The organism is Ideonella sp. B508-1 (assembly GCF_000333615.1).
GTDB lineage: Bacteria > Pseudomonadota > Gammaproteobacteria > Burkholderiales > Burkholderiaceae_C > Ideonella.
The window spans coordinates 24,981-35,588 of sequence record NZ_BADL01000592.1; the positions used below are offsets into that span (position 1 = coordinate 24,981).

Sequence of the window (10,608 nt, forward strand, 5' to 3'; positions counted from 1 at the left end):
CGCCAGGGTGTCATCACCGAGCCTTGTCCTGATGTGAGTTAGGCTTGGCCCATGCTGGACCTGCTGATCCACAACGCCCGCCTGCCCGATGGCCGCGCCCGCATGGGCGTGGCCGTGCAGGACGGCCGCATCACCGCCATCGAGGAAGGCCTCAGCCCCGACGCCGCGCCCGCCGCCCAGGGGGTGGATGCGGGCGACCTGCTGCTGAGCCCGCCGTTCGTCGATGCCCACTTCCACATGGACGCCACGCTGAGCCACGGCCTGCCGCGGGTCAACCAGAGCGGCACGCTGCTGGAGGGCATCGCGCTGTGGGGCGAGCTCAAACCCCTGCTGACCGCCGAGGCCCTGATCGAGCGTGCCCTGGCCTATTGCGACTGGGCGGTGGCCCAGGGTCTGCTGGCCATCCGCAGCCACGTGGACGTGTGCGACCCGCGCCTGCTGGCCGTGGACGCACTGCTGGAGGTCAAAAAGCGCGTGGTGCCCTACCTCGACCTGCAGCTGGTGGCCTTTCCGCAGGACGGCGTGCTGCGCAGCCCCGGCGCGCTGGACCTGCTGAAGGAGGCACTCAGGCGCGGCGTGGACGTGGTGGGCGGCATCCCCCACTTCGAACGCACCATGGCCGAGGGCGCGGCCAGCGTGAGGCTGCTGTGCGAGCTGGCGGCCGAGCAGGGCAAGCTTGTCGACATGCACTGCGACGAGAGCGACGACCCGCTGTCGCGCCATGTCGAGACCCTGGCCTTCGAGACCCAGCGCCTGGGCCTGCACGGCCGCGTCACCGGCTCGCACCTGACCTCCATGCACAGCATGGACAACTACTACGTCAGCAAGCTGCTGGCCCTGATGGCCGAGGCCCGGCTGAACGTGGTGGCCAACCCGCTGATCAACATCACCCTGCAAGGCCGGCACGACAGCTACCCCAAGCGGCGCGGCATGACCCGCGTGCCCGAGCAGCTGGCCGCCGGCCTGACCGTGGCCTTCGGCCATGACTGCGTGATGGACCCCTGGTACAGCCTGGGGCAGGCGGACATGCTGGAGGTGGCCTCCATGGGCCTGCACGTGGCCCAGATGACCAGCCAGGCGGCCATGCGCCAGTGTTTCGAAGCCGTGACCACCGCCCCAGCCCGGATCCTGGGCCTGGACCACTTCGGCCTGGCGGTGGGCCAGGAGGCCAGCTTCGTGCTGCTGCAGGCCCGTGACCCGGTGGAGGCCCTGCGCCTGCGGGCCCAGCGCCTGGGCGTGTGGCGCCGCGGGGTGCAGCTGGCCGCCAGCGCGCCGCGCACGACCACCCTGATGCTGCCAGGGCGACCGGCGCAGACCGACTTCCTGCGCTGAGGGGCCCGGCTAGCATCCGTGGCTGGAGGTTCGTTCCATGCCGCAGTCCCCGATGTTCGCCCGTCCCCTGTCCCGCCGCACCCTGCTTGCCACCCTGCTGGGGGCCGGCGGTGTCGGCCTGCTGCCCGGCAGCGCCCAGGCCGCCCTGGCCGTGGGGGCCCTGGCCCCCGACTTCACCGTCGATGCCGCCCTGGGCGGCCAGCCCTTCAAGTTCACGCTCAGCCAGGCCCTGAAGCAGGGCCCGGTGGTGCTGTACTTCTACCCCAAGGCCTTCACCAGCGGCTGCACGGTGGAGGCCCACCTCTTCGCCGAGGCCACACCGCAGTTCAAGGCCCTGGGTGCCACCGTCATCGGCCTGTCCAACGACAGCCTGGAGACGGTGAAGAAGTTCAGCACCGAGGCCTGCCGCAGCGCCTTCGCGGTGGGTGCCGACGACGGCGCCAAGGTGATCAAGGCCTACGACGCCGGGCTGATGCTGGTTCCCGGCATGGCCGACCGGGTGTCCTTCGTCATCGCCCCGGACCGCAAGATCCTGCACGTCTACAGCAGCCTGAGCCCCGAGGGCCACATCACCGAGACGATGAAGGCCGTGCAGGCCTGGCGCGCCGCCCAGCGCTGAGTTCCCCCCCACCGAGTCGATCCGCCCCACGCTGGCGCGCCCGCCGCGCCTGGGCGTGCGGCTTGGTGCGTCCGCACGCATCTGTGCACAGTCTTGATGCACCAATCTTGCATACAAGATGTGTAGACCATGGCATGGATTTCGCTGGTGAAGAGGTCAGACGCCTTTTCACACCATGACCTCCAGCGACATCGCCGACCGCATCGTGGCCGCCATCCTGGCCCAGAAGCTGGCCCCCGGGGCCCGCCTGGGTGAGCAGCCCCTGTCCCTGCTGTTCGACTGCAGCCGCACCCTGGTGCGCGAAGCCCTGATGCAGCTGGCCGCCCGCGGCATCGTCACCGTCAGCGCACGCCGCGGCTGGTTCGTGGTGCAGCCCTCCGAAGCCGAGGCGCGCGAGGCCTTCGAGGCCCGCCGGGTGATCGAGACCGGACTGATCCGCAGCGCCGGCGCGATGAAGCCGGCCCAGCTCCAGCGCCTGCAGCAGCACCTGAAGGACGAGCAGTCCTCGCTCCAGGGCCCGGACGTGGGCCGGCGCAGCTACCTGCTGGGCGACTTCCATGTCTGCCTGGCCGAGTGCCTGGGCAACCAACTGCTGGCCGACACGCTGCGCGACTTCACCGCCCGCACCACGCTGATCGCCATGCTCTACCAGTCCACCCACGACGCCGAGCATTCCTGCGCCGAGCATGTGCAGATCGTCGAGGCCCTGGCCCGCGGCGACACCGCCCGCGCCGAGGCCCTGATGGCCGAGCACATCGGCCATGTGCAGGAGGCCCTGCGCCTGCACGACACCGCCGCCGACGACCCGCTGGCCGAGCTGCGCCAGGCCCTGGCTCCCGTCGACGGCAGCGCTGCCCCCGCCCCTGGCCGCAAGCGGCGCCGCCCCCGGCTGGCCCAGGACGCCCCCGACACCGATTCCACCCCCGCCCCCTACCTAGGAGATCTGCTGTGATGAACACCCCGATGCGCAAGCGCGGCCTGCTGGCCGCCGCCCTGGGCCTGGCCCTGAGCCTGACCGCCGCCAGCGCCCTGGCCCAGACCGCCCTGGCCGACATCCAGAAGAACAAGCTGGTGCGCATTGCCGTGCCCACCGACTTCCCGCCCTACGGCTTCGTCGGCGTGGACATGGCGCCCCAGGGCCTGGATGTGGACATGGCCCGCCTGATCGCCGACAAGCTGGGCGCCAAGCTGGAGCTGGTGCCGGTGAGCAGCCCCAACCGCATCCCCTACCTGCAGAGCAAGAAGGTGGACATGGTCATCTCCACCCTGGGCAAGAACCCCGAGCGCGAGAAGGTCATCAACTTCAGCGCCGCCTACTCGCCCTTCTTCCAGGGCATCTACGCACCCAAGTCGCTCAAGGTGAGCAGCGTGGCCGACCTGGCCGGCAAGTCGGTGGCCGTCACCCGCGGTGCCATCGAGGACCAGGAGCTGACCCGCGTGGCCCCGGCCGGCACCGACATCAAGCGCTTCGAGGACAACAACGCCACCGTCTCGGCCTTTGTCTCGCACCAGACCCAGGTGATCGCCACGGGCGTCTCGGTGGCCGAGGTGATGATGCAGCGCAACCCCGCCCTGGGCACCGAGTACAAGGTGCTGCTCAAGGAGAGCCCCAACCACATCGGCCTGGCCAAGGGCGAGGACGCACTGCTGGCCAAGGTCAACGAGATCATCGCCCAGGCCAAGGCCACCGGCGAGCTGGACAAGCTCTCGCAAAAGTGGCTCAAGCGCCCGGCCGGCAACCTGCCGCAGTGAGCTGAAGCCACCGGGTGACCGCCATGTCCATCCAACTTGATTTCGGCGCGGTGCTGGCCCAGTGGCCGCTGCTGCTCCAGGGCATCGCCTGGACGGCCGGCCTGACGGCCGTCTCGACCGTGGCCGGCCTGGGGCTGGGCATCGCGGCCGCCTGGGCCCGCAACGAAGGCCCGCTGCCGCTGCGCTGGACGGTGGGGCTGTATGTGGAGCTGATCCGCAACACGCCCTTCATCATCCAGCTCTTCTTCGTCTTCTTCGGCCTGCCCGCCCTGGGCGTGCAGCTGAGCCCCGCCTGGGCCAGCGTGCTGGCCATGGTGGTCAACCTCAGCGCCTACGCCACCGAGATCATCCGCGCCGGTATCCGTGCCACGCCGCGCGGCCAGATCGAGGCGGCGCAGAGCCTGGCCATGGCGCCCGCGCAGATCTTCCTGCACGTGGTGCTGCCGCCCGCGCTGCGCCGCGTGTGGCCGGCGCTGGTCAGCCAGGTCATCATCGTGATGCTGGGCTCCTCGGTCTGCGGCCAGATCTCCACCGAAGAGCTGAGCTACGCCGCCAACCTGATCCAGAGCCGCAACTTCCGCGCCTTCGAGGCCTTCATCATCGCCGCGGCCATCTACCTGGCCCTGTCGGTGGGCCTGCGCCACCTGCTCAACCGCCTGGGCGCGCGCTGGCTGGGAGGTGCCCATGGTTGACTTCACCCTCTGGGACATCGTGCGCAACCTGCTGCTGGCCGCGCGCTGGACGGTGGGGCTGTCGCTGGTGGCCTTCGTCGGCGGTGGCCTGCTGGGCGCGGCCCTCTTGCTGCTGCGCAGCGGCCAGGGCGCCTGGACACGCCGCGCCATCGCCGCCTATGTGCAGGTCTTCCAGGGCACGCCGCTGCTGATGCAGCTCTTCCTGGCCTACTTCGGCATGGCGCTGATCGGCGTGGAGACCTCGGCCTGGGTGGCCGCGGCGGTGGCGCTGTCGCTCTACACCGCGGCCTACCTGACCGAGATCTGGCACGGCTGCGTGCTGGCCATCCCCAAGGGCCAGTGGGAGGCTGCGCAGAGCCTGGCCCTGAACCACCTGGAGCTGATGCGCCACGTCATCCTGCCGCAGGCCGCCCGCATCGGCGTGGGGCCCACGGTGGGCTTTCTGGTGCAGGTCATCAAGGGCACGGCCCTGGCCTCGGTCATCGGCTTCGTCGAGCTGACCAAGGCCGGCACCATGATCACCAACGCCACCTTCCAGCCCTTCCTCGTCTACAGCGTCGTGGCCCTGATGTACTTCGCGCTGTGCTTCCCCATCAGCCAACTGGCCCGTCACCTGGAGAAGAAGCTTCATGCCCGCCACTGAAACCGCCGCCGTGCACCTGCAGGGCCTGCGCAAGTCCTATGGCCCGACCGAGGTGCTCAAGGGCATCGACCTGGACGTCCAGCCGGGCGAAGTCATCACCATCATCGGCAAGAGCGGCTCGGGCAAGAGCACGCTGCTGCGCTGTGTCAACGGCCTGGAGACCTTCGACCACGGCAGCCTGCTGGTGGAAGGCCAGCCGCTGCAGCATGGCAATGCCGCGGCCCTGCGCGCCCTGCGCCAGCGGGTGGGCATGATCTTCCAGTCCTTCAACCTCTTTCCTCACCTCAGCGCCGGCCGCAATGTGATGCTGGCCCCCGGCCTGGTGAAGAAGCTGCCGGCGGCCGCGCTGGAAGCCCGCGCCCGCCAGCTGCTGCAGCGGGTGGGCCTGGCCGACAAGTTCGACCACCTGCCCAGCCAGCTCTCGGGCGGCCAGCAGCAGCGCGTGGCCATTGCCCGCGCCCTGGCCATGGACCCGCACATCCTGCTGTGCGACGAGATCACCTCGGCCCTGGACCCGGAGCTGGTGGGCGAGGTGCTGCAGGTGGTGGAGGGCCTGGCCCGCGACGGCATGACCCTGATGATGGTCACCCACGAGATGGGCTTTGCCCGCAAGGTCAGCGACCGGGTGATCTTCATGCACCAGGGCAAGGTGCATGAGATGGGCCCGCCCGAACAGCTGTTCGGCGAGCCGGCCACGCCCGAGCTCCGGCAGTTCCTCTCGGCCCTGCATTGAGCGGGTTCAGCCCAAAGCCAGCGCCTGCGCCAACCAGCCCTCGAGCAGCGGCCGCGCAGTCTGGAACTGCTCGGGCCGCAGCAGGCCTTCGGCCAGCGCGCCCAGCAGGCAGACCCGCACCGCGGTACCGGCCTGGTGGTCGACCGCCACCCGCTGGATGTTGCGCTGAAGCCTGAACAAGGCCATCTGGCTGCGCTGACGCACCTCCACCACCGTCGCATTGCGTGCCAGCAGCAGGCACAGCCGACGCTGGGCCGGGTCGTCGATGGTGTCGATCAGGGCCCCGGCCAGGGCCGAGGCAGGCGCACGATGCAAGGCCGCGAGGGGAATGCTCTCCAGAGACAGCCTGCGGGACTGCAGCAGCGCCATCAGCAGCGCCGACTTGTCGGCGAAGTGCCAGTACAGCGCTCCGCGGGTCAGTCCCGCTGCCCGCACCACCGCCTCAAGCGAAGCATCGGCAACGCCCACGCAGCAGAACACCTGCTCGGCGGCCACCAGCAGGCGCTGGCGTGTCTGGGCCGAGGGCCGGCAGGCGCGATCACCGCGAAGAGCCGCCCCCCGCACACCCAGGTCCTGCTCAGGAGGCCTCGCCCGCCACCGACCTCGCCACGGCAGCAGACGGTGCGGACGGCGTCTGCTCCGTCCAGCCGCCGCCCAGCGCCTTGTACAGCGTGACCAGGTTGCTGGCCTTGGTCAGCTCGATGCTGATCAGGCTCTGCTGCGCGCTGTACAGGCTGCGCTGGGCGTCCAGCACACTCAGATAGCTGTCCACACCCATCTGGTAGCGGGCGTCGGAGAGCCTCAGGCTTTGCTGCGTGGCGTCGACCAGGCGGGCCTGGGCCTCTTGCCGCTCGCTCACCGTGGCCCGCACGGACAGGGCATCGGAGACTTCCTGGAAGGCGGACTGGATGGCCTTCTCGTACTGGGCCACCGCGATGGCGCGGTCGGCCTTGGCACTGTCCAACGAGGCCTGGTTGGCCCCGGCGTCGAACAGGGGCAGCGACAGCTGCGGCGCGAAGGTCCAGCTGCCCTGCCCGCTCTTGAAGAGCTGGCTGAGCTCGCTGCTGCTGTAGCCGGCCGAAGCGGTCAGGCTGATGCGCGGGAAGAAGGCCGCCCGCGCCGCGCCGATGTTGGCATTGGCGGCCTGCAGGGTGTGCTCGGCCGAGCGGATGTCCGGGCGCCGGATGAGCAGGTCCGAAGGCAGGCCCACGGGCAAGTCGCCATGGCCCGCGAAGGCCTGCGCCAGCACGTCGGCAGAGGCCGGCGGCAGCAGGCGGTCCGGCACGTCGGTGCCCACGAGCACAGCCAGGGCGTGGCGGTCCTGGGCGACCTGGGCGGTGTAGCTGGCCACGTCCACCCGGGCCGACTCCAGGCTGCTCTGCGTCTGCCGCAGGGTCAGCTCGGAGGAAGAGCCCAGCGCGTAGCTGCGCTGGGTCAGGTCCTGGGTGGTCTGGCGGGTCTCCAGGGTCTGGCGCGCCAGCGCCAGCAGGGCCTGGTCGGCCGCCAGGGTCAGGTAGCTGCTGGCCACCTGGGCCACCAGGCTGATGCGGGTGCTCTGCGTCGCCTCGGCGGTGCTGAGGTAGGACTGCAGGGCCTGCTCGTTGAGGCTGCGCACCCGGCCGAAGAGGTCCAGCTCATAGGCCGAGAAGCCGATGCCGGCGCTGTAGGCATGGGTGACCAGGGCCCGGCCGGTGCCGGTCTGGTCGGCCGGCGTGCGGGTGCCCGTGCCACCGGCCGTGGCGTTGATGCCGGGGAACAGGTCCGCCTCCTGGATGCGGTAGGCCGCGCGGGACTTCTCGATGTTCAGCACCGCCACCCGCAGGTCGCGGTTGTTCGTCAGCGCCAGCGCGATGAGCTCGCGCAGGCGGCTGTCGGCGACGAAGTCGCGCCAGCCCAGGTCCGCGGCGGCCACGCCGGAGGCCGCCGCAGGGGCCGCCTCGGGATAGTGGTCCGCCACCGGCAGCGGGGGCCGCTCATAGTCCGGCATCAGGGTGCAGCCGCTCAGCAGGGCCAGCGCGGCCGCGGCGATCAGGGAAAGGGACGTCAGGGAGCGGGGCATCTCAATGCACCTCCGTCACGTTGGCGGGCGTCTGTTCGGCCGGCGGGTGACCCGCGGCAGACGTCCGGTTGAACAGCCGCATCACGACAACGAAGAACAGCGGCACGAAGAAGATGGCCAGGAAGGTGCCGGTGAGCATGCCGCCGATCACGGCATTGCCCAGCGCGTTCTGCGCCCCGGAGCCCGCCCCGTTGCTGTGCGCCAGCGGCACGATGCCCAGCACGAAGGCCAGCGAGGTCATGACGATGGGGCGCAGGCGCAGACGGGCGGCCTCCACCGCGGCCTCCAGGTAACCGCGGCCCTGGGCCACCAGATCCTTGGCGAACTCGATGATCAGGATGGCGTTCTTGCTGGCCAGGCCGACGGTGGTCAGCAGGCCTACCTGGAAGTACACGTCGTTGAGCTTCCAGGTCAGCATGGCGGCCACCAGGGCGCCCAGCACGCCCAGGGGCACCACCAGGATGACCGCCACCGGGATGGACCAGCTCTCGTACAGCGCCGCCAGGCACAGGAACACGATGAGCACCGAGAGGACATAGAGTGCGGTGGCCTGCGAGCCGGCCTGCCGCTCTGCAGCGAGAGCCCCGTCACTCGTAGCCGATGCCCTGGGCAGGCGCGCCGCCAGTTCCTCCATCTTGCCATGGGCCTCGCCGCTGGACAGCATCCCGGGAATGCCCATACCCAGGATTTCCACCGAGGGCTCGCCGTTGTAGCGCTCCAGACGGGGAGAGCCCGTGGTCCAGTGGCCGGTGGCGAAGGCGTCGAAGCGCACCATCTGGCCGGCGCTGTTGCGCGCGTACCAGCGCCCCAGGTCCTCGGGCACCATGCGGAAGGCGGCGTCACCCTGCAGGTAGATCTTCTTGACCCGGCCCTTGTCGATGAAGTCGTCCACGTAGGCACTGCCCCAGGCGGCCGACAGCACGCTGTTGATGTCCGCCACGGTCAGGCCCAGGGCCGTGGCCTTGGCCTTGTCGATGCTCAGCTCGAACTGCGGCGTGTCGTCCATGCCATTGGGGCGCACCGCGGCCAGCCCCGGCTCCTGGGCCGCCATGCCCAGCAACTGGTTGCGGGCCTGCATCAGGGCCTCGTGGCCCAGGTTGGCCCGGTCCTCCAGCATCAGGTCGAAGCCGGAGGCATTGCCCAGTTCGGACACGGCCGGCGGGGTCACGGCGAAGACCGAGGCATCTCGGATCAGCGTGAAGGCCTGCATGGCACGCGCGGCCACCGCGGAGGCCTTGAGATCGGCCTGCTGCCGCTCATCCCAGGGCTTGAGCATCACGAACACCAGGCCCATGTTCTGGCCGCTGCCGGCAAAGCTGAAGCCGCCGACCGAGAACACCGAGGCCACGGCGTCCTTCTCGTCCACCAGATAGTGCTTCTCGATCTGCTTGAGCACCTCGCGCGTGCGCTCCTTGGTGGCCGTGGGGGGCAGTTGCACCAGCGTGAAGACGGTGCCCTGGTCCTCGTCGGGCAGGAAGCCCTTGGGCAGCTTGAGGTAGGCACCGACCACCAGCAGCGCCAGCACCGCGTAGATCACCAGGTAACGGCGGCTGCGATGCAGCACATGCTGAACGGCGCCACCATAGGCCTGGCTGCTGCGGCGAAAGCTGCGGTTGAACCAGCCGAAGAAGCCGGTGTTGGTCTCGGTGTGCCCCTTCTCCACCGGCTTGAGCAAGGTGGCGCACAGGGCCGGGGTCAGCACCATGGCGGTCAGGACCGAGAGCGTCATGGCCGACACGATGGTGATGGAGAACTGGCGGTAGATCACGCCGGTGGAGCCGCCGAAGAAGGCCATCGGCACGAAGACCGCGGCCAGCACCAGGGCCACGCCCACCAGCGCCCCCGAGATCTGGCCCATGGACTTCTTGGTCGCCTCCTTGGGTGAGAGCCCTTCCTCGCTCATCACCCGCTCGACGTTCTCGACCACCACGATGGCATCGTCGACCAGCAGGCCGATGGCCAGCACCATGGCGAACATGGTCAGGGTGTTGATGGTGAAGCCGGTGGCCATCAGCACCCCGAAGGTGCCCAGCAGCACCACCGGCACCGCGATGGTGGGGATCAGCGTGGCGCGGAAGTTCTGCAGGAACAGATACATCACCAGGAACACCAGGATCACGGCTTCGACCAGGGTCTTGATCACCTCCTCCACGGCGATGCGCACGAAGGGCGTGGTGTCGTAGGGCTTGACCACCTTCATGCCCGTCGGGAAGTAGGGCTGAAGTTCGTCCATCTTGGCTTCGACGGCCTTGATGGTGTCCAGCGCATTGGCGCCCGTGGCCAGCTTGATGGCCAGACCCACGGCCGGCTTGCCGTTGAAGTGGGCGGAGACGGCGTAGTTCTCGCTGCCCAGTTCCACGCGGGCGACGTCCGACAGGTGCACCTGCGAACCGTCCGTCTGCGTGCGCAGCAGGATTTGCTCGAACTGATCGACGGTCTGCAGGCGGGTCTGCGCCGTGATGGTGGCGTTGAGCTGCTGGCCCTTGACCGAGGGCGTGCCACCGAACTCACCCGCCGACACCTGGGCGTTCTGCGCCTGGATGGCGCTGCTGATGTCGGCCGGCGTGAGCTTGTACTGGTTGAGCTTGCTCGGATCCAGCCAGATCCGCATGGCATAGGGCGCGCCGAAGAGCTGGGTCTCGCCCACGCCGGGCACCCGGCTCACCGGGTCCTGGACCGAGGACGACACGTAGTCGGCCAGGTCGGCATCGCTCATCTTGCCGTCTTCGGAGATGACGGCCAGCACGGCCAGGAAGATGGTGGAGGACTTGGTGACCT

At 69.5% G+C, this 10,608-nt stretch carries 10 protein-coding genes; 7 read left to right on the top strand and 3 right to left on the bottom strand.

Annotated elements, in window-relative coordinates; genetic code table 11:
- The first annotated feature begins 51 nt into the window (after positions 1-51).
- The 7 genes from I73_RS23610 (at position 52) to I73_RS23640 (ending at position 5,771) form a co-directional block, all read left to right on the top strand.
- A complete protein-coding gene (locus I73_RS23610) occupies positions 52-1,332 on the top strand; it encodes an amidohydrolase family protein (RefSeq protein WP_022982879.1) in 1,281 nt (426 codons plus the stop codon).
- A gap of 37 nt (positions 1,333-1,369) precedes the next feature.
- Positions 1,370-1,951 carry a peroxiredoxin gene (locus tag I73_RS23615; protein WP_083877034.1) on the top strand — a complete coding sequence of 194 codons (582 nt, stop codon included), beginning with the start codon at positions 1,370-1,372 and terminating at the stop codon, positions 1,949-1,951.
- Between the two features lie 175 nt (positions 1,952-2,126).
- Positions 2,127-2,903, top strand: a complete 777-nt coding sequence (locus tag I73_RS23620; RefSeq protein ID WP_022982881.1) for a GntR family transcriptional regulator — start codon at positions 2,127-2,129, stop codon at positions 2,901-2,903.
- Complete coding sequence (locus I73_RS23625) at positions 2,903-3,703, top strand: transporter substrate-binding domain-containing protein (protein WP_022982882.1); 801 nt, start codon at positions 2,903-2,905, stop codon at positions 3,701-3,703. The genes I73_RS23620 and I73_RS23625 overlap by 1 nt, the downstream gene beginning before the upstream one ends.
- A gap of 23 nt (positions 3,704-3,726) precedes the next feature.
- Positions 3,727-4,395 (top strand): amino acid ABC transporter permease, encoded by a 669-nt coding sequence (locus I73_RS23630; protein ID WP_026097136.1) that lies wholly within the window; start codon positions 3,727-3,729, stop codon positions 4,393-4,395.
- On the top strand, positions 4,388-5,038 hold the full coding sequence (locus I73_RS23635; protein WP_022982884.1) for an amino acid ABC transporter permease: 651 nt from the start codon (positions 4,388-4,390) through the stop codon (positions 5,036-5,038). Before I73_RS23630 ends, I73_RS23635 begins: the two co-directional genes overlap by 8 nt.
- Complete coding sequence (locus I73_RS23640; RefSeq protein ID WP_022982885.1) at positions 5,025-5,771, top strand: amino acid ABC transporter ATP-binding protein; 747 nt, start codon at positions 5,025-5,027, stop codon at positions 5,769-5,771. Before I73_RS23635 ends, I73_RS23640 begins: the two co-directional genes overlap by 14 nt.
- A gap of 6 nt (positions 5,772-5,777) precedes the next feature.
- Here I73_RS23640 and I73_RS31175 read toward each other — a convergent pair whose 3' ends face one another.
- The 3 genes from I73_RS31175 to I73_RS30255 form a co-directional block, all read right to left on the bottom strand.
- Positions 5,778-6,335 carry a TetR/AcrR family transcriptional regulator gene (locus tag I73_RS31175; RefSeq protein ID WP_022982886.1) on the bottom strand — a complete coding sequence of 186 codons (558 nt, stop codon included), beginning with the start codon at positions 6,333-6,335 and terminating at the stop codon, positions 5,778-5,780.
- Between the two features lie 13 nt (positions 6,336-6,348).
- On the bottom strand, positions 6,349-7,830 hold the full coding sequence (gene adeC / locus I73_RS23655) for an AdeC/AdeK/OprM family multidrug efflux complex outer membrane factor (RefSeq protein ID WP_022982887.1): 1,482 nt from the start codon (positions 7,828-7,830) through the stop codon (positions 6,349-6,351).
- Position 7,831: 1 nt separating this feature from the next.
- Positions 7,832-10,608: efflux RND transporter permease subunit (locus I73_RS30255; protein WP_022982888.1), on the bottom strand; the 2,777-nt coding region annotated here is incomplete at its 5' end.